The organism is Pseudactinotalea sp. HY158 (genome assembly GCF_009660225.1).
Taxonomy (GTDB): Bacteria; Actinomycetota; Actinomycetes; order Actinomycetales; family Beutenbergiaceae; genus HY158.
Genome location: NZ_CP045920.1, coordinates 293,451 through 313,332 on the forward strand (window position 1 = coordinate 293,451; position 19,882 = coordinate 313,332).

Below are 19,882 nucleotides of genomic sequence, written 5' to 3' on the forward strand. Positions count from 1 at the left end.
CCATGAATGTGCGGAAATGATCAGGTCCGAGTCAGGCCTTGCGTGCCGGATCAGCGTGAGCCATCCTATGTATCGACATTGAATTGAGTCCGACGGCGAAGGAGCCGTGCATGTCCATCACCGCGAGATCCGGTTCCACGCCGAGCACGCATGGAGCGCTCACGCCGCCTCGGCGCACTCATCGGATGCGCGCGGCCTGGAGACACCTCGCGGCGGCCGCGGCGGTGCTCGGTGCGCTGGCGCTCGCGTTCGCCGGGATCATCGCGACCCCGCAGCCCGCCGAGGCGGCGGCCGGGCGCGACGTGGCACGTGAGGGTACGGCGACGGCGGCCTCGACGGATCTGCACACGGGCGAGGCCGCGGGCTATGCGCCGGGGAACGCGATCGATGGCGATCCGACGACCCGGTGGGGCTCGCGATACACGCGCACGAACCCAGACGACACCTACGATCCGACGAACGACTGGTTGCAGGTCGCACTGCCTGCGCCGGTCGTGATCGATCACGTGGTGCTCGTGTGGGAGGGGGCCGCCTCGAGCGACTACTTCGTGCAGGGCTCCAACGACGGCGAGACCTGGACCGAGCTCGCGCGGGTCACGGGCGAGGGGGCCCGCACCGACTCGGTCGCGATCGAGTCCGAGGACGCGTTCCGGTACGTGCGGATGCAGACGAACAACAACGCCTCGAAGTGGGGCCTGTCGATCTTCACCTTCGAGATCTGGGATTCCGTCGACGCTACGCCACCATCGGAGTACGGCCGTGATGTGGCGCGGGATGGCACGGCGACGGCGGCCTCGACGTATCTGCACATGGGCGAGGCCGCGGGCTATGCGCCGGGGAACGCGATCGATGGCGATCCGACGACCCGGTGGGGCTCGCGATACACGCGCACGAACCCAGACGACACCTACGATCCGACGAACGACTGGTTGCAGGTCGCAGTGCCTGTGCCGGTCGTGATCGATCACGTGGTGCTCGTGTGGGAGGGGGCCGCCTCGAGCGACTACTTCGTGCAGGGCTCCAACGACGGCGAGACCTGGACCGAGCTCGCGCGGGTCACGGGCGAGGGGGCCCGCACCGACTCGGTCGCGATCGAGTCCGAGGACGCGTTCCGGTACGTGCGGATGCAGACGAATAACAACGCCTCGAAGTGGGGCCTGTCGATCTTCGCCTTCGAGATCTGGGACGGCCCCACGCCCCCGCCGCCGCCCGCCGGTCAGGTCGTGCCCGCGCCGGTCGCGCAGGAGGATCTCGACGCCGACGCGTTCCAGCTGACCGCTGCCAGCAGAATCGTCACCGGCGACACGGACTTGGCCGCGGTCGCGAAACAACTCGCCGAGCGGCTCCGCCCGGTCACGGGCTTCGAGTTGCCGATCGTGGACGACGCCCCCGCGCCCGCCGATCTCGTGCTCGCCCTCGGGACGCCGGACACGGGCGCAGAGCCCGGCTATCAAGCCGATCAGGCATATGAACTCACGGCCTCGGCGGGCGGCGCGATGATCCTCGGCGCAACCCCGAACGGTGTCTTCAACGGCACGCGCACGATCCTGCAGCTCCTGCCCGCCTGGGCCTACGGCACCGAGACCGTGCTGACCGACTGGGTGGTCGATGCGACGCACATCGCAGACTTCCCGCGGATCGCTCAGCGCGGATTCATGCTCGACTCTGCCCGCACGTTCGTCGAGGTCGACGACGTCAAGACCGTGATCGACAGGCTCGCCGACCTCAAGGGCAACCGGCTGCACATGCATCTCGCCGACGACGAGGGCTGGCGGCTCGAGATCAAGTCGTGGCCGAACCTCACCGAGTATGGCGCGTCCTGGTCGATCACCGGGGCCGAGCAATCGGGCTTCTACACGCAGGAGGAATTTGCCGAAATCGTAGCCTATGCGAACTCGAAGTTCATCGAGGTCATCCCCGAATTCGATATGCCTGGACACTCCGACGCCGCCACCGCCTCCTACCCGGAATTCGTTTGTGACGACCAGGTGGACGAATGGAAGCGGCGGCAGAAGGGCACGCCGATCCGCGACAACTCCCGCTCGGCGACCTTCATTCCACTGTGCGCCGACAAGGAGATCGTGTACGAGTTCGTCGACGACGTCGTGCGCGAGGTGTCGGCGATCTCGCCGAGCGACTTCATCCACCTCGGCGCCGACGAGGTTGATTCCTCTCTCATGAGCCACGACAAGTATGTGTCGTTCATCCGTCGGGCCGAGGAGATCGTCGCCTCACACGGTAAGCGCCTGATCGGCTGGACGCCGAGCCCGATCGCCATGCAGCGCGACGACAGCGTGCACCAGTACTGGGCCGACCGGAAGAACCAGATCCCCGCGGCCGCGAACGACACCGAGGGCCTCTGGTACAAGCGCGGCTCCGACGTCGTCATCTCCCCGACCGACTTCGCCTACCTCGACTACGGGTTCCGTTCCGGTCTCAAGTGGGGGTGGAAGGGCACGGGCTTCACGACCGAGCACTCCTACCGGCTCGACCTGGACAACGTGATCGACGAGACCACGCACGACAGTCAGAATTCCCTCGGCCTCACGGTCGACCAGATCACGGCCGTCGAGGGGGCGCTCTGGTCGGAGACCCTCGCCGACGGCCTGCCCGCCATCGACTACATGCTGTGGACGCGTCTCGCGGGCCTCATCGAAAAGGCGTGGACACCGCGCGCGCAGACCCTCTCGTGGCCCAGCTATGCCGAGCGACTCGGCACGATGGGGCCGCGCTGGCTTGCCGCCGGTGTCAATTTCTATGCCGACCCGGCCGTGCCGTGGACGACCACGATCGCCGGCCTGCCCGGCACACAGGCCGAGGGCGCGGGATTCGACGGCGCCGTCGCGCGGATCGCTAGCCCGGTGCGGGGCACCGGGTCGTACGCGGCGACGATCGACTGGGGCGATGGTGCGAGCTCCACGGGCACGATCGCGGGTGAGAGCTCCGCCGTCAACACGGCCGGATCGCTCTTCACGGTCTCCGGCACGCACAGCTACGAGGCCGCCGGGGCCTACGACGGCACCGTGACCGTGACGGCGACCGGAGGCGAGGAATTCACCACCGGCTTCACGATCGATGCATCGGTGGACAGCGGCCCGGCCGCGCAGGTGAGTCTCGTTGCGGCCACGAACGGCGTCGGCGCCACGTGCACGCAGGCGGAGCCCTGCTCGCTCGACGAGGTCAAGGGCCAGGCCCGCGTGCACGCACAGGGCGGGGACGAGGTCGAGGTGGTCCTCGAGCCCGGCCGCTACGACCTCTCCGACACCCTCGAGTTCACGGAGGCCGACTCCGGCACTCCGACGGCCCCGGTCGTCTGGCGGGCCGAGACGCCGGGAACGGTCGTCCTCTCGGGCGGAACGAGCGTCACCGGCTGGCGACTGCACGACGCCGACCTCGGGATCTGGAGCGCCGACGTGCCCGCCGGCAGCGCGACCCGGCAGCTCTACGTCGACGGCGAGCTCGCGCCGGTCGCGCAGGCCTCGGCCGCGGAACTCGGGTTCACGGGCTGGAGCGGTGGTCCGGCCGGGTACACCGTTTCCGATGTCGGATCGCAGGAGTACCTCCAGGGCATCGACCCCTCCCAGTCGCCGAAGGTCGAGTTCGTCTACGACGGTAAGACCGGGCCCTGGACCCAGTCTCGTTGTCTCGTCACCGACATCGGCGGGGGTGGCTCCTCGACGACGGTGACGATGCTCCCCACGTGCTGGGACGGCATGACCAAGCGGCCGCCGCGCGCGGCCATCGAGAGCGGCGGGCTGCCGAACATGTCGCAGTCGACGATCCCCAGCAGGGTCGAGAACGACCCGGCCCTGCTCTCGTCCGGGGAGTGGTACCTGGACGAGGACGCGCACACGCTGTTCTACGTACCGCGTGACGGCGAGGAGATCGCCGACCTCGACATCGTCCTGCCGCGGCTCGAACGGCTCATGACGGTGGCGGGCACGCTGACCGAGCCGGTGCACGACCTCCGCTTCGAGGGCCTCCAGTTCTCGTTCGCGACCTGGCTCAGTCCCTCGGTCACGGGCTTCGCCGAGGTGCAGTCGAACCTGCACATCACCGGCGCCCCGAACCAGGGCAAGTGCGATGTGACCGACCCGCCGGGCACCTGCCCCTACGGCGCGCTCAGCCAGCCACTTGCGAACGTCGACGTCACCGCGAGCGAGAACATCTCCTTCGTCGACGGTTCGTTCCGCAACCTCGGCGGCGCGGCCCTGAGCGTGCGCTACGGCGCCAAGGACACCCTCATTGAGGGCAACGAGTTCACAGACATCTCCGCCACCGCCCTCTACCTCGGCTGCACGTTCGACCCGCAGCCCTGGGACGCCTCCACCCATACCGGGATCAAGGAGCACTGCACACCCGATGCCGACGCCGTCGCGGGCGACGTGATCGACCGGGACAACGAGGTGGTCGAGGGCACGATCGTGCGCAACAACGTGATCCACTCGGTCGGCCTGGACTACAAGGCCGCCCCGGGCGTCACGATCCTCTTCGGGCGCGACCTCCGGCTCGTGCACAACGAGATCTACGACACGCCCTATACCGCGATCACGGGGGGCATCGTGCAGGGACACGCGACGGATGCGGACAACCCCGAGAACAACCAGAACGTCAACGCCCGGAATGAGATCAGCAACAACCTGCTCTACAACTACATGCAGTACCTGCACGACGGTGGCGCGATCTACCTCGAGAGTCACCAGGCCGAGTACATCTACGACGACGGCGGCGAGTTGGACGTCGAGGCCACCTTCGCGAACGGTCTGGTCGCCCGGGGTAACGTGGCGTTCAATGACGGCCCGGACACGAACTACACCTATTACGACGATGCCGGTTCGCAGTTCATCACGTGGGACGGAAATGCCGCTTTCGCGACGACCGGCGCGTTCCAGGGCGGTTGTTCGCCCGCCGGCCACCTGCGCACCGTCAACAGCTACGCGTCGGGCGTCATCGGGCAGTACCGCTGCAGCCCGCCCGCGCTCGACGTTACGACTGACAACAACACGGCGATCCCGAAGTTCCCGACCCTCGCCGACGTACCGGAGGCCATAGTCTCCGACGCGGGCCTCGAGCCTGGGTACGCGGACCTGTCTGCCATCGGCACGCCGACCCTGCGCTACACCTCCAGCCGTGCCGCGGATGGCACCGTGCTGCTCGCGATCTCAGGCCTTCGCGACGACACGCCCGTATACGCGGGGACGACGCAGCTCGACGTTCGCCGGTTGGGTACGACCTTCGCGGAGCTCGTCGTGCCCGCGGACCTGGCGGACCGCACGATCGCGGTCGGCGAGCCCGATCCGTGGCTTCGGGTGAATGAGACCGACGAGTCGATGACCTGGGACTCCTCCTGGACGTACCAGGGCACCAGGCCCTTCGGCGACTACCAGCGCGACATCGTGTTCGCGAAGAACAACGGCGCCACCGCCGAGATTGCGTTCTCAGGCACGCGGTTCCGGCTGTACGGGGAGACGAACAGCGACCAGGGCGAGATCGAGGTGAGCATCGACGGCGGCGAGCCGATCACGGTGGACACCCATGCGACCTCGCGCAGCGTAGACATCCCGGTCTACGAATCGGGGGAACTCGCTTCCGGCGAGCACACTGTGACGATCGTCAAGCGTTCCGGTACCTACAGCGTGCTCGACGGCTATGCCTATGTGGCTGCTCCGCCCACTGGGAGCGTGACATGGTCGGCGACCGATGCCCTGACTGGCGAGCTGCTCGCAGGCACGCAATGGCAGCTCGACGGTCCGGGCGGTTCGTCGGTGAGCGTGACGGACGACGGTGTGGCACCGGGACGTTTCTCGGTCGGCTCTCTTGATCCGGGGGAGTACACACTCACCCAGACCGGCCCGGCCGAGGGGTACAACGCGGACGCGCCTTCGCAGACGTTCACGATCGACGCCGAGCACACCGAGATCGCGCTCGGTGAACTCGGCAGTACCCCGACCGATGAGCCCACGGAGGGTCCGACCGATGAGCCCACGGAGGGGCCGACCGATGAGCCCACGGAGGAGCCGACCGATGAGCCCACGGAGGGGCCGACCGATGAGCCCACGGAGGGGCCGACCCATGAGCCCACGGAAGAGCCGACCGGTCAGCCGACGGAGGAGCCGACCAGCGAGCCCACGGTTCAGCCCACCGGCGAACCCACGGATGAGCCGACCGATGACCCGACGTCCCCCGGGGCTCTCCCGGACACCGGGGCGGGTCTGCCGATCGGCCTCTCCGCAGTGACCATCGCCGTGCTCGCCGCGGGAGTAGTGCTCCTGCTGCGGCGGCGTGTGGACGGCGCTCGCTAGCCTTGCGCAAGTCAGGTCAGGACGACATCGTGGTCGCGTTCACGAGGGATCGCGACCACGATGGCTGCCGGCACGGTTCGATCAGTCTCGGTCGACCGTCACGGCGGAGGTCTCGACGTTCACGGTGACCTCCTGGTCGTTGTGGAGGTCGCCGATGTCGAACTGGTACGCGCGCACGCCGTCGTCCCACTCGAGCTTCCAGCTTCGGACCGGACCCTCGACCTTTCCGTGAGCGAGGTCGAGTGCCTGCTCGAACGTCATCGGGTCGTTCAGGTCGATCGCCTCCTCCTTGTCGTCGGTCGAGTCCTGCTCGTGGTCGACCACCTCGCCCGTGTCGGCGTTGATGTCGACCTCATGGTCGGTGCCGTCCACGAGCGTGTTGACCTCCCAGATCCAGGCGCCGCGTGAGCTGGAGTAGTCGAGTTCGATCCCGTGCACGATGCCGTCGGCACCGATCTCCTCGCGCGAGGTGTCGAGTGCCGTCTGGGCGGACACGGAGAACTCGGTCGTGGCCAGGTCGACGTCCCGCCCGGTCGCGTCCGTAGAACTCCCGCCCGAGGCGTCCCCGGTGGCGTCGTCCGAAGCGCCGGTGGCGGGCTCGGTGGCGTCCGACGACTCGGGGCTCTGGCCGGGCGTGGCCGACGCGGTCTGCGTCGTGTCCGTGGGGGAGCCGTCACCGCTCGGGTCGGAGCAGCCGGCGAGGGCGAGGACCGCCGCCGCGGCGACGACGGGGATGCGCAGTCTGTGGGGTTTCATGGGAGGACACCTACCTTCTCCGTTGGCCCGGGCCTCCGATCGATGCCCGGTTCCCCGATACTCCATGCCGGCCCGGTGACCCGGATGAGCCGGGGATGAGAAGTCTCTCATCCCAGCCTTGGGCCGGTCAGCGGCCGGCGTCGTACTGCAGCTGACGGCGGCGGTAGCGCTCGTCGGCCAGGGCGACGACCAGGGCGAGGGTGACCACCACGATGATCCCGAGGAATCCGGCGATGAATGCCGTGGGCCAGTCGCCGATCTCGAGGATCCGGAACGCGAGCGCCGTGATGACGGCGATCCCGACCGAGGTGCCGATGCGCTGACCGGTCTGCATGATGCCGCCGGAGCTGCCCGCGTATTCGAGCGGGACGTCCGCGAGCGTGAGGGTCTGATTCGGGCTGATGACCGAGCCCTGGGCGATCCCCACGAACGCGAGGGTGAGCAGCAGCCACCATTCGCTCGCCCGGCCCTGTCCCTGGAGCCACACCACCGCCATGCTCGCCACGAGCCCGACCAGGGCGAAGTACATCCCGCCGATGACGACCTTGCGGCCGTGCCGCATCACGTTGCGCCCGCCCCAGGCGGCGGCGACCGCCGAACAGATCGCGCTCGGCAGCCCCACGAACCCGGACTCGAGCGCCGTGTGGCCCAGCCCGTCCTGCATGTACAACGCCACGAGCACCCACACGCTCGTGATCCCCATGAAGTACAGGGTGATGAGCAACGAGCCGTTGGCGAAGCTGCGCACGCGGAAGATCGCCAGGTTGACCATCGGATGTCGCCCGCGGCGCTTCTGCCGCCGCTCCCACCGCAGCCAGGCCGCCGTCAGGCCCGCCCCGGCCGGCAACGCGAGCCAGATCCAGGCGGGCGCGGTGCCGCCCTCGACGAACGGCAGCAGCACCGCCAGGACGGCGAGCCCGAGCAAGATCGCCCCGACCGGGTCGAGGTCGCGACTGCGCCGGCCGCCGCTGCTCCCCGCATCGCCCCCATCGCCTCGATCCGGGCCGGCTCGATCGAGCAGGGGGCGCGGGAACCAGGCCAGTGCGAGCGCGATGGCGAGGATTCCGACCGGCACGTTGACGAAGAACGTCCACCGCCACCCGTCCGTGATCCCGCCGGCCTCGATGAGCAGCCCGCCGAGCAGCGGGCCCACGGCGACCGACACGCCGACCGCGCTGCCGAAGACCCCGAAGGCCCGCCCCCGCTCCGCGCCGCGGAAATGGTCCTGGATCATGCCCACAGCCTGGGGGTTGAGCAGGCCCGATCCGACCCCCTGCACGGCGCGGGCCACGTTGAGCGTCAGGGCGTCCTGGGCGAGCCCCGAGGCGACCGACGCCGCGGTGAACAGTGCCACCCCCGCGATGAACAGGGGCCCGCGCCCGTACAGGTCGCCGGCCCGCCCGGCCGTCACGAGCCCGATTCCGAAGGTGAGCGCGTACCCGGAGAGCACCCACTGCAGCTCGGACTGATCCGCCTCGAGTCCTGCCTGGATCGACGGCAGCGCCACGTTGACGATGCTCACCCCGACGAGCGACATGAACAGCGCCACCACGAGCACCGCGAGCACGCGCCACCGGCGCGGATCGGGCACGAAGTCGGATTCGGTGGGCACCCGATCGATCCTAATCACGGCCGCGTGACGGGCCCAGTTCCCGCGCTCGCGGGCCGGACCCGCGACTTTCGCATCGCACCGCCTTCTACTTACGACACGCGCGTTGGACGCGGGGGATAGTGTCCTCTCTACCCGCACGAAGCGGCCCGCCGGGGAGGGCGGAGCGACCCGACGACGAGAGTGGTGGACCGATGATCAAGCGAGACGATCACCATGCTGCACCGAGCGCCGATCCGGATTCGGCGGAGCTTCCGGCCGGTGCCGGGATCTCCGAGGCCGTGCTCGAGGCCGGCACGATCAGCCCGATCCTCAGCCGCGACCGAGCCGAGGTGGCGGGTTCGATCGACGCCGCCACCGGAGACCGCATCCTGCACGATCTCATGCGGGCCGCTCGCCCGGGCGAGATCCTGCGGGTGGACCTCACGGCGGTCGACCGCATCGACGAGGCCGGCCTCGAGATCCTCTACGCGGCCCAGCGCCAGGCCCGGATGATCGGCGGGGAGCTCATGCTCGCCGGCGTGCCCGAGCGATTCCGGGACCTGCTCGGGGAGTTCACCACGGAGGACGACCTCCCGCACCGGTGAGCACCCGGCCCCGAGCGGTCCGGGCACCCGCACGCCCCGAACCCGGGACGGCCCGGCGCCTCGGCACGCATACTGTGCCCATGGAGATCTGGCCAGGACGCGCCTACCCGCTCGGTGCCACCTACGACGGTTCGGGCACGAATTTCGCACTCTTCACCGAGGCGGCCGAGAAGGTGGAATTGTGCCTGTTCGACGCCGACGGCAACGAGGAGCGCATCGAGCTGCCGGAGGTCGACGGTTTCGTCTGGCACGCGTTCCTCCCCGGCGTCGCCCCCGGCCAGCACTACGGCTACCGCGTGCACGGCCCCTACGATCCGGAACGCGGGCAGCGGTGCAACCCGAACAAGCTCGTGCTCGATCCGTACGCGAAGGCGATCGACGGCACGATCACCTGGGACGAATCGCTCTTCTCGTATCATTTCGGAGACGAGGACAGCCGCAACGACGCCGATTCGGCCGAGCGCATGCCCAAGTGCGTCGTCATCAATCCGTTCTTCGACTGGGGCGCCGACCGCCCCCCGAAGACCCCGTACGCCGACACGGTCATCTACGAGGCGCACGTCAAGGGCCTGACCCGGCAACACCCGGATCTGCCGGAGGAACTGCGCGGGACCTACCTCGGGATCGGGCACCCGGTCATCATCGACTACCTGCTCGAACTCGGCGTCACCGCGATCGAGCTCATGCCCGTGCACCACTTCGTCAACGATTCCGTGCTGGTCGACAAGGGCCTGTCGAACTACTGGGGCTACAACACGCTGTCGTTCCTCGCCCCGGACGTGACGTACGTGGCGGGCTCGACGCCCGGCAGCCAGGTCACCGAGTTCAAGTCGATGGTGCGCGCCCTGCACGAGGCGGGCATCGAGGTGATCCTCGACGTCGTCTACAACCACACCGGCGAGGGCAACCATCTCGGGCCCACGCTCAACTTCCGGGGCATCGACAACGCCGCCTACTACCGGCTCGTGACGGATGACCCGCAGTACTACACGGACTACACGGGCACTGGCAACAGCCTCAACGTGCGCCACCCGCACGCCCTCCAGCTCATCATGGACTCGCTGCGCTACTGGGTCACCGAGATGCACGTCGACGGGTTCCGCTTCGACCTCGCCTCGACCCTCGCCCGCGAGCTGTACGACGTCGACCGGCTCTCGGCGTTCTTCGACCTCGTGCAGCAGGATCCGACCGTCTCCCAGGTCAAGCTCATCGCCGAGCCGTGGGACGTCGGCCCCGGCGGGTACCAGGTGGGCAACTTCCCGCCGCAGTGGACGGAGTGGAACGGCCAGTACCGCGACACGATCCGCGACTTCTGGCGGGGCACGCCCGGCACGATGGGCGAGTTCGCGGCGCGCATCACGGGCAGCGCCGACCTGTACGAGCATTCCGGACGGCGCCCGGTCGCCTCGATCAACTTCGTCACCGCCCACGACGGGTTCACCCTCGCCGACCTCGTCTCCTACAACGACAAGCACAACGAGGCCAACGGCGACGACAACACCGACGGCGCCGACGACAACAGGTCGTGGAACTGCGGCGTCGAGGGGCCGACCGACGACGAGGAGATCCGCGCGCTCCGGGCGCAGCAGCAGCGCAACTTCATCGCGACCCTGTTCCTCTCCCAGGGCATCCCGATGATCAGCCACGGGGACGAGGTCGGCCGCACCCAAGGCGGGAACAACAACGGCTACTGCCAGGACAACGAGCTCACCTGGGTCGACTGGGAGAACCTGGACGACGAGCTGCTCGGCTTCACCCGCCGGATGGCGACGCTCCGGCGCGGGCACCCGATCTTCCGGCGCCGCCGGTTCTTCGACGGCCGGCCCGTGAGCCACCCGGACTCCGACGTGCCCGACATCGAATGGTTCACCCCGGACGGCACGGCGATGACCGAGCAGAACTGGGACGACGACTTCGGCCGCGCGATCGCCGTCTACCTCAACGGCCGCGGTATCCCCGGCACCGACACCCGCGGTCAACCGGTCACCGACCACTCCTTCGTGCTCTACTTCAGCGCCCACCACGAGCCGATCGACTTCCGGGTGCCCACGGCCGGATACGGCGCGGAGTGGGAGATCGTGGTGGACACGCTGACCGCGGCCGAGCCCGACCGGGTGGTCGGCCCCGGGGAGACCGTCACCGTGGGGCCCCGCGCCCTCGTGGTGCTGCGGGAGACGTCCGAATGACCGCGCCGGCGTCCACCTACCGGCTGCAGATCAGCGCCGGCCTCGACCTGAACGCCGCGGCCGGCCTGGCCGACTACCTCGCCGCGCTCGGCGCCGGCGCCTACTACCTCTCGCCCCTGCTCCCCTCGACCTCGGATCACGGCTACGACACGGTCTCGTTCGGGACCGTCGACCCGGTCCGCGGCGGGGAGTCGGCCTGGCGGCGCCTGCTCGCCGCCGCGCGTGGGCGCGGCCTGGGAGTGATCGTGGACGTCGTCCCGAACCACACGGGGGTCGCTCACCCGGCCGAGAACCCGGCCTGGTGGAGCCTCCTTCGGCTCGGCCCCGCCTCCCCGCACGCCCCGTGGTTCGACGTGGACTGGTCCGGGCCGGCCGGGCAGGTCGTGCTCCTGCCGGTACTCGGCGACGACGTCGAGCCCGGGCAGCTGCGGATCGAGGGCGACGAGCTGCGGTATTTCGAGCATCGGTTCCCGATCGCGCCGGGCACCGGCCCGGTCGCCGATGACACTGCCGCTCGGGTGCACGAGCGCCAGCACTACCGGCTCGTGAACTTCCGCCGCGCCGACACCGACCAGAACTACCGGCGGTTCTTCGCCGTCATGTCCCTCGCGGGCCTGCGCGTGGAGGATCCGGAGGTCTTCGAGGCGACCCATGGCCGGATCCGCGGCCTGATCGCCGACGGCGCGGCAGGTCTGCGGGTCGACCACCCCGACGGGCTGGCCGACCCGGCCGGCTACCTCACGCGGCTGCGCGAGCTCGCCGGCGACGACGCCTGGATCACCGTGGAGAAGATCCTCGAACCCGGCGAACAGCTGCCGAGCTCCTGGCCGGTCGAGGGCACCACGGGCTACGACGCGCTCACCGAGGTCGCGCGCGCGTTCGTCGACCCGGCCGGCATCGCGCCCCTCGACGCGGCCTACCGCGAGCTCACCGGCGACCCCCGCACGTTCGCCGAGCACGTCGCCGCGGGCAAGCGGATGATCGCCACGACGATCCTGCGCGCCGAGGTGCTCCGCCTCGCCCGGCTCGTGCCCGAGGTGGCGCGCGCCGACGAGGCCGCAGCGGCACTGACCGAGCTGCTCGTCGCCTTCGACGTCTACCGCTCCTACCTGCCCGAGGGCGCGGACCGGCTCGAGGCGGCGCTGGCCGCCGTCCGCGCGTCCTCGCCCGAGGACGCCGCTCTCGTCGCCGTCCTCGACGCGCTCGCGCCGCGGCTGCGCGACCCGGGCGACGAGCTGTGCGTCCGGTTCCAGCAGACCTCCGGGGCCGTCATGGCCAAGGGCGTGGAGGACACCGCCTACTACCGCTACACCCGCTTCGTCGCCGCCAACGAGGTGGGCGGCGATCCGGGCTCGCCGGGTGCCGAACCGGCCGAGTTCCACGCCGCCCAGCGCCGGCGCGAGCGGAGGGCGCCCGCCTCGATGACCACCCTGTCGACCCACGACACCAAACGCGGAGAGGACGTGCGCGCCCGGCTCGCCGTGCTCGCCGAACTCCCCGGCGAATGGACGACGCTCGCCCGGCTGCTCATGGAGCGCGCACCGCTGCCCGATCGCCCCGTCGCGTACCTGCTGTGGCAGACGTTCGTCGGTGCCGGCTTCATCGAGCCGGACCGCATGCACGCCTACGCCGAGAAGGCGATGCGGGAGGCCGCGACCTCGACCGGCTGGATCGACCCGGACGCCGGCTTCGAGGCCGCCGTGCACGACGTGATCGACCGAGCCTACGAGGACCCCGAGATCCGTGAGCCGCTGGGCGAGTTCATCGGGGTCCTCACCCCGCACGGCCGCTCGAACTCCCTGGCGCAGAAGCTCGTGCAACTGACGATGCCCGGCATCCCGGACGTGTATCACGGCACCGAGCTGTGGGATGACTCCCTCGTCGACCCCGACAATCGCCGCCCGGTGGACTTCGCCGCCCGCGCCGACCTGATCGAGCGCCTCGACCGCGCCGCCGAGGCCGGCCGCACGCCACCGATCGACGGCACCGGGGCGGCGAAGGCGTGGGTCGTCTCCCGGGCGCTGCGGCTGCGGCGCGACCGGCCCGAGCTGTTCGCCCGCTACGCCCCGCTCGCCGCCACGGGACCGGCGACCGACCACCTGCTCGCCTTCGACCGGGGCGGGGCGATCACCCTGGCCACCCGCCTTCCCGCTGGGCTCGAACGCGCCGGTGGCTGGCGGGAGACCCGCGTCGACCTGCCCGCCGGGATCGACGTGCTCACGGGCGCCCGCCACGGTGGCCCCACCGCCGTGGCGGATCTGCTCGCGCGCTACCCGGTGGCGCTCCTGGTCCGGGACGAGGAGGAGGAGGCTCAATGAGGGCAATGACGGCAGTGACGGTTCTGACGGTTCTGACGGTAATGAGGGCTCTGACGGTTCCGATGGCTCTGACGGTTCTGACGGCTATGACGGGGTCGGCGGCCACGACCGGGTCGCGGCGATGACTGAGCCGACCGGGATCGATCTCTGGGCGCCGCGGGCCGCCGGCGTCCGGCTGGTCACGGGCACCGGCGGCCGCCTCGACCACTCGACCGCGCAGGAGCTGACCCCCGCGCCGGGCGGCCGGTGGCACGGCCCCGCGCTGCCGCCCGGAACCGACTACGCCTTCCTCCTCGGGGAGTCGGAGCAGCCCCGCCCGGACCCCGCCTCCCGGTGGCAGCCGGCGGGGGTGCATGGGCCGAGCCGGGTCTACGACCAGGGGGCCTACGCCTGGGGCGATCGGGATTGGCGAGGCGCGGGACTGGCGGGGGGCGTCGTCTATGAGCTTCACATCGGAACGTTCACGCCGGGGGCGACGTTCGCCGCCGCGATCCGCCGGCTCGACCACCTGGTCGACCTCGGCATCACCCACGTCGAGGTGCTGCCGGTCAACGCGTTCAACGGCACCTGGAACTGGGGCTACGACGGCGTGGGCTGGTACGCCGTGCACGAGCCGTACGGCGGGCCGGACGGCTTCAAGGCCTTCGTGGACGCCTGCCACGGCCGCGGGCTCGCCGTCGTGCTCGACGTCGTCTACAACCACTTCGGCCCGAGCGGGAACTACTGGGGCGAGTTCGCCCCCTACACCACGACGGGCCGCAGCACCTGGGGCGACCTCGTCAACCTCGCCGACCCGAACGTGCGGGAGTTCATCTGCGCGAACGCGCTCATGTGGCTGCGCGACTTCCACGTCGACGGGCTGCGCCTCGACGCCGTGCACGCGCTCCACGACGACAGCGACGTGCACATCCTCGCGGAGCTGTCGGAGCGGGTCGACGCGCTCGCGGCCGAGGTCGGACGCCCGCTCACCCTCATCGCCGAGTCCGACCTGAACGATCCGATCATGATCACCCCGCGCGGGGAGGGCGGCGCCCCGGGCGGATACGGGCTCGCGGCGCAGTGGGATGACGACGTGCACCACGCCCTCCATTCGGCGCTCACGGGCGAGCGGCAGGGCTACTACTGCGACTTCGGCGACCTGTCCGTGCTCGCGAAGGTGCTCACGCACGCGTTCCTGCACGACGGCACCTACTCCACCTTCCGCGGGCGGGACTGGGGCCGGCCCGTCGACCGCGACCACGTGCCGGGGTGGCGGTTCGTCGTGTGCCTGCAGAATCACGACCAGGTGGGCAACCGGGCCGTGGGGGACCGGCTGGCCGAGCTCATCGGGCCGGACCTGCTGCGGGTGGGCGCGGTGCTGCTGCTCACCTCCCCGTTCACCCCGATGCTATGGATGGGCCAGGAGTGGGCGGCCTCGACCCGGTGGCCGTTCTTCACCTCCCATCCCGAGCCCGAGCTCGCCCGGGCCACCGGCGCGGGCCGGCTCGCGGAGTTCGACCGGCACGGCTGGGACACCTCGGCGATGATCGACCCGCAGGATCCGGCCGCCTACCGTTCCGCGGTGCTCGACTGGGCCGAGGCCGAACCCGAGGCCGGCGAGGGTGCGGGTGGCGGGGACGGCGCGCATGCGGCGATGCTCGCCTGCTACCGGGACCTCATCGCGCTGCGCGCGCGCGAACCCGACCTGGCCGACGGCGACCTGCGCGCCGTCGAGGTGGCGTTCGACGAGGCGGAGCGCTGGATCCGGATCCGGCGGGGCGCCTTCGACGTGGTGGCCAACCTCGGGCCCGCGCCGCGCGCGGTTCCCCTGGGCGCGGGCGCGGGGTGCGACCTCGTGTTCGCGACGGCGGCGGGCGCCCGGGGATGGGTCGACGGCGCGCGTGCGGCCGTGCGGCTGCCGCCGAGGTCGGCCGCGATCGTGCTCCGTCGCTGAGGGGCCGCCGAGGGGCCGCCGAGGGGCCGCCGAGGTCGGCCTCAGGGCCCGGGCGGGCCGGGCCGGAAGCCGTGCTCGATTGCCCACAGGATCGCGCCCGCGCGACTCGTCGCGCCGATCCGCCGGTAGCAGCTGCGGATGAAGGACTTGACCGAGTTCGGGGTGACGTGGAGCCGCTGCGCGATCTGCGCGTTCGTCAGCCCCTCGGCGATGAGCGCCAGCACCTCGGCCTCCCGCTGGGTCAGGCCGTCGCCCCGGCCGGGCCAGTCGCCGTCGACGATCCGGGCGGTGCGCGCACCCGGCGCCCCCGGCGGTTGCGGTGGTCGCGGCCTCATCCGCCCGGTGTGCCCGGGAAGCCCAGCGTGTCCGGTGCGCTCAGCGTGCCCGGTGTGTTTGGAGAGCGCCGTGTGGCCGGGCACCTCGGAAGACCCGGCGTGCTCGGAGCGCACGGCCTCGAGCGCCGCCACGAGCCGGGCCGCCGGAAGCCCCTTGGAGATGTAGCCGCACGCCCCGTTCTTCATCGCGGTCGAGACGAGGACGGGATCGAGGTTCCACGAATAGACCACGATCCTTCCCGCCCGCGGATCCGCGGCCAGCGCGCGCACTCGCGCCACGTCACCCTGGTGGCCGCCGAAGGTGTCGTAGAGGGTGAGATCGGCCGTCTCGGCGGGGCCCGGAACGCCCGCTGTGCCCGCTGCGACGAGAGGGCCACCGGTGCCCGTGGGCAGGTCGAGGTGCACGATGCGCACCCGGTCCCGGTACGGACGCAGCATCGCGGCGACGCCCCGGACCACGATCTCGTAGTCGTTGACGATCGCCACCCTCAGGCAGGGCTTCATCCCCTCACCATAGGGTGGCCGTCCCATGGGCGGGAGGGGGCCCCGCGGCACGGTTCCGCGACCCCTGCCTCACCCCTAGGGGTGGCGAAAGACGCGCCCGAGCGGCCTAAGGTCGGTGCCATCGATCACGACCGGCCGGTGCCCGCGCCGTCGACCAGAGTCGACCATGGAGCCGCGGGGAACCGGTGAGGAAGCGGTGGGGAGGCCGCGCGGTCGACACAGCGGAAGACAAGGGCGGGACGAGTCATGACCGAAGCATGGAACCAGACCCCGAGGATTTTTCACGGCGACCTCGCGAAGGCAACGATCCGGGAGCTGCTCACCGAGCTCGCACGGATCGAGGAGGCGGCGCGCAGACGCAACAACGGCGTCCCGCGGCCCGCCTCGGTCCAGCCGTCCGAGCGGGAACAGGCGATCCTCACGGCGCTGCGGGCGCGCCGACGAGGCCTCGGGTCCGAGTCGAGCATTCCGTCTCCCGAGATCGAGCATGAGCCGCCGATCGTGCTCGAGACGAGGCGGCGACGCGGCCCGCGCGGCCCGATGTCCGGACGGCTCCGGTTCGACACGTTCCGGGTACCCGAGAAGCGGGTCCACCTGGCCGGGTGCGTCGATGCCTCGACCGGCAACGACGTGTTGCACACGCTGTTCCGCGCCGCCCGCGCGGGACGGACCCTCGTGGTCGATCTCGCGGGCGTCGACGTGCTCGACGAGGCCGGGGTCGCCGTGCTCGACACCGTGCGCAAGCAGCTGCGGATGAGCAACGGCGACGTGCGGGTCGCGAACGCGCCCGCCGAGTTCCGGCTGCTGCTCCAGGACTTCGCCACGGACAGTCGGCACGCGGGCTGAGCCGGCCGCGCCGGGGACCGGAGGCCGGAACGCTCCTCCCCCTTCCCAACCGCGCGCGCCGGTGCCTACGGTGAAAAGCATTCGAGGAGCCGGCGGATCCACGCGCTCGGTGTGCGCCGTCCGGTCCCTCATCCACACGCGATGGGCGAGGTTGAGATGTCACAGACCGCTGCGGACTTCCTGTGTGACCGGCTGATCGAGTGGGGCGTGACCCGCATCTACGGGTATCCCGGCGACGGCATCAACGGGATCATGGGCGCGCTGGGCCGCCATACCGACAAGCTCCGATTCATCCAGGTCCGGCACGAGGAGCAGGCGGCGTTCATGGCCTGCGCGCACGCGAAGTACACCGGCGAGGTCGGGGTCTGCATGGCCACCTCCGGCCCGGGCGCGATCCATCTGCTCAACGGCCTCTACGACGCCAAGCTCGACCATCAGCCGGTCGTGGCGATCATGGGGCAGACGTTCGCCCGCGCCATGGGCGGCAGCTTCCAGCAGGAGGTCAAGCTGCTCCAGCTCTACTCCGACGTCGCCTCCGCGTACTGCGAGCAGGTACCGGTGCCGTCCAGCGTCCGGCACATCCTCGACCGGGCGATGCGGACCGCGCAGTCGGAGCGGAGCGTGACGGCGATGATCGTCCCCGCCGACGTGCAGGACATGGACGCCGTCGAGGAGCAGCCGCAGGCGACCCACACGGTGCACACGGGCATCGGGTTCTGGCCGGGCCGCCGGATTCCGCGGCAACAGGACCTGCAGGCGGCCGCGGACATCCTCAACTCCGGCAGCAGGGTGGCCATGCTCGTCGGCGCCGGGGCCCTCGACGCAACCGAGGAGGTCATGCAGGTCGCCGACACCCTCGGCGCGGGGGTGGCCAAGGCGCTGCTCGGCAAGGCGGTCGTGCCCGATGACGTCCCCTACGTCACCGGCTCGATCGGGCTGCTCGGCACGAAGCCGAGTTGGGATCTCATGCAGGGTGCGGACACGCTCCTCATGGTCGGCTCCGGCTTCCCGTACTCGGAGTTCCTCCCGCCGATCGGCCAGGCGCGCGGCATCCAGATCGACGTCTCCGGGCGCATGCTCTCCATCCGCTACCCGATGGAGCTGGCCCTCCTCGGCGATTCGAAGCAGACCCTCGCCGAGCTCCTTCCCCTGCTCGAACGCAAGGAGGATCGGTCCTGGCAGGAGAAGATCGTCGCCGCCGTCGAGGACTGGTGGAAGGTGATGGACTCCCGCGCGGAGCCCGCCGACGTCGACCGCGACGGGGACCGCCCCCGAGTGCGCCCGCAGGCGGTCTTCGCGGAACTGTCGCGGCAGCTGCCCGACCGGGCCGTGCTCTCCTCCGACTCCGGCTCGGCCGCGAACTGGTACGCCCGCCACATCCGGATGCGGACCGGGATGAAGGGCACCCTGTCCGGCAGCCTGGCCACGATGGTGCCCGGCATGGCCTACACGATCGCCGCCAAGTTCGCCTATCCGGACCGGGTCGCCGTGGGCACGATCGGCGACGGCGCCATGCAGATGGGCGGCATGGCCGAGCTCATCACGGCCGCGAAGTACTACCGCGACTGGGACGATCCGCGGATGGTCGTCGTGGTGCTCAACAACGAGGATCTCAACCAGGTCACGTGGGAGCAGCGCGCGATGGCCGGGGACCCGAAGTTCGACGCCTCCCAGGACCTGCCGTACGTGCCCTACGCCGCATTCGCCGAGCTCATCGGGCTGCGGGGGATCACGGTCGACCGCTCCGCCCAGCTCGCGGGCGCGTTCGAGGAGGCCTTCGCCGCCGACCGGCCGGTGATCGTCGACGTCATGACCGATCCGGAGGAGCCGCCGATCCCGCCGCACATCACCTTCGCGCAGTTCGAGGCGCTCACCACGTCGGTGCTCGCCGACCCGAAGGAGGGCGTGGCCGGCGCGGTCAACGCCGCCCGGGAGTTCGCCGAGGGCATCCTGCCGAGGCGATGAGGTGAGTCGGATGAGCGTATGGACGACGCGGCCCGCCCGGGCGGGCGCGGGTGGGAGCGGCGTAGGGCGCAGCGCCGTCGGGCGCCGCGCCGAGGCCGCGGTGCCCGAGGTGGAACACCTCCTCGACCGGATGGTCGTCAACATCGAACACGGCCGGTTCGAACGCTCGCTCGCGGGCCTCACGGCCGCGGCCGCCGTGGTCACGGCCGTGGAGATCTACCTCGAGCACTACAAGGCGAGCTTCGGCAACAAGTGGATGTGGAGCCCGATCCTCGTGACCCCGCCCGTGGTGATCGCCGGGATCGCCGGGGTGTTCAGCCGCCGCTGGGCCAAGACCGCCCTGCCCGTGGCGTCCGCGGTCTTCGCGATCGACGGGCTCCTCGGGGAGTACTTCCACGCCCGCGGTGTCGCCCGCAAACCCGGGGGGTGGCGGCTCGCCTCCTTCAACGTGCCCACGGGGCCGCCCATCTCCGCGCCGGGCCTCATGGCCATGGTCGGGGGACTCGGCGTGCTCGCGGCCCTGCTCCGGCGGGAACGCTGA

General features: G+C 70.6%; 11 protein-coding genes. 8 read left to right on the top strand and 3 right to left on the bottom strand.

What is annotated here, in order from left to right; translation table 11 throughout:
- The first annotated feature begins 110 nt into the window (after nucleotides 1-110).
- Complete coding sequence (locus tag GCE65_RS01315; protein WP_153877105.1) at nucleotides 111-6,302, top strand: family 20 glycosylhydrolase; 6,192 nt, start codon at nucleotides 111-113, stop codon at nucleotides 6,300-6,302.
- Between the two features lie 81 nt (nucleotides 6,303-6,383).
- On the opposite strand, the gene GCE65_RS01320 is transcribed toward GCE65_RS01315, so the two are convergent.
- Entirely contained in the window at nucleotides 6,384-7,058 is a 675-nt protein-coding gene (locus tag GCE65_RS01320) for a PepSY domain-containing protein (RefSeq protein ID WP_194928770.1), read from the bottom strand.
- 127 nt (nucleotides 7,059-7,185) lie between these two features.
- Nucleotides 7,186-8,670, bottom strand: a complete 1,485-nt coding sequence (locus tag GCE65_RS01325; protein ID WP_228760052.1) for an MFS transporter — start codon at nucleotides 8,668-8,670, stop codon at nucleotides 7,186-7,188.
- A 191-nt stretch (nucleotides 8,671-8,861) separates the two neighbouring features.
- Here GCE65_RS01325 and GCE65_RS01330 point away from each other — a divergent pair, with 191 nt between their 5' ends.
- The 4 genes from GCE65_RS01330 (at nucleotide 8,862) to treZ (ending at nucleotide 15,691) form a co-directional block, all read left to right on the top strand.
- On the top strand, nucleotides 8,862-9,254 hold the full coding sequence (locus GCE65_RS01330; protein WP_153877107.1) for an STAS domain-containing protein: 393 nt from the start codon (nucleotides 8,862-8,864) through the stop codon (nucleotides 9,252-9,254).
- A gap of 80 nt (nucleotides 9,255-9,334) precedes the next feature.
- A complete protein-coding gene (gene glgX / locus GCE65_RS01335) occupies nucleotides 9,335-11,440 on the top strand; it encodes a glycogen debranching protein GlgX (RefSeq protein ID WP_153877108.1) in 2,106 nt (701 codons plus the stop codon).
- Complete coding sequence (gene treY / locus GCE65_RS01340; RefSeq protein ID WP_153877109.1) at nucleotides 11,437-13,758, top strand: malto-oligosyltrehalose synthase; 2,322 nt, start codon at nucleotides 11,437-11,439, stop codon at nucleotides 13,756-13,758. The genes glgX and treY overlap by 4 nt, the downstream gene beginning before the upstream one ends.
- A gap of 121 nt (nucleotides 13,759-13,879) precedes the next feature.
- The gene (gene treZ, locus GCE65_RS01345; RefSeq protein ID WP_153877110.1) at nucleotides 13,880-15,691 is read left to right on the top strand and encodes a malto-oligosyltrehalose trehalohydrolase; all 1,812 of its coding nucleotides are present in this window, start codon (nucleotides 13,880-13,882) and stop codon (nucleotides 15,689-15,691) included.
- 41 nt (nucleotides 15,692-15,732) lie between these two features.
- Here treZ and GCE65_RS01350 read toward each other — a convergent pair whose 3' ends face one another.
- The gene (locus GCE65_RS01350; protein ID WP_228760053.1) at nucleotides 15,733-16,530 is read right to left on the bottom strand and encodes a response regulator transcription factor; all 798 of its coding nucleotides are present in this window, start codon (nucleotides 16,528-16,530) and stop codon (nucleotides 15,733-15,735) included.
- 246 nt (nucleotides 16,531-16,776) lie between these two features.
- Between GCE65_RS01350 and GCE65_RS01355 the strand changes: the two genes are divergently transcribed.
- From GCE65_RS01355 to GCE65_RS01365, 3 genes are all read left to right on the top strand, one after another.
- Entirely contained in the window at nucleotides 16,777-17,376 is a 600-nt protein-coding gene (locus tag GCE65_RS01355; RefSeq protein ID WP_153877111.1) for an STAS domain-containing protein, read from the top strand.
- 156 nt (nucleotides 17,377-17,532) lie between these two features.
- The gene (locus GCE65_RS01360; RefSeq protein ID WP_153877112.1) at nucleotides 17,533-19,341 is read left to right on the top strand and encodes a thiamine pyrophosphate-requiring protein; all 1,809 of its coding nucleotides are present in this window, start codon (nucleotides 17,533-17,535) and stop codon (nucleotides 19,339-19,341) included.
- Nucleotides 19,342-19,351: 10 nt separating this feature from the next.
- On the top strand, nucleotides 19,352-19,882 hold the full coding sequence (locus GCE65_RS01365; protein ID WP_228760054.1) for a hypothetical protein: 531 nt from the start codon (nucleotides 19,352-19,354) through the stop codon (nucleotides 19,880-19,882).

Coding starts and splice junctions, on each gene's coding strand:
- GCE65_RS01360 (WP_153877112.1), top strand. CDS start 17,533: ATGTCACAGACCGCTGCGGACTTCCTGTGTGACCGGCTGATCGAGTGG.
- GCE65_RS01315 (WP_153877105.1), top strand. CDS start 111: ATGTCCATCACCGCGAGATCCGGTTCCACGCCGAGCACGCATGGAGCG.
- GCE65_RS01355 (WP_153877111.1), top strand. CDS start 16,777: ATGACCGAAGCATGGAACCAGACCCCGAGGATTTTTCACGGCGACCTC.
- GCE65_RS01320 (WP_194928770.1), bottom strand. CDS start 7,058: ATGAAACCCCACAGACTGCGCATCCCCGTCGTCGCCGCGGCGGCGGTC.
- treY (WP_153877109.1), top strand. CDS start 11,437: ATGACCGCGCCGGCGTCCACCTACCGGCTGCAGATCAGCGCCGGCCTC.
- GCE65_RS01330 (WP_153877107.1), top strand. CDS start 8,862: ATGATCAAGCGAGACGATCACCATGCTGCACCGAGCGCCGATCCGGAT.
- glgX (WP_153877108.1), top strand. CDS start 9,335: ATGGAGATCTGGCCAGGACGCGCCTACCCGCTCGGTGCCACCTACGAC.
- treZ (WP_153877110.1), top strand. CDS start 13,880: ATGACTGAGCCGACCGGGATCGATCTCTGGGCGCCGCGGGCCGCCGGC.
- GCE65_RS01350 (WP_228760053.1), bottom strand. CDS start 16,530: ATGAAGCCCTGCCTGAGGGTGGCGATCGTCAACGACTACGAGATCGTG.
- GCE65_RS01365 (WP_228760054.1), top strand. CDS start 19,352: ATGAGCGTATGGACGACGCGGCCCGCCCGGGCGGGCGCGGGTGGGAGC.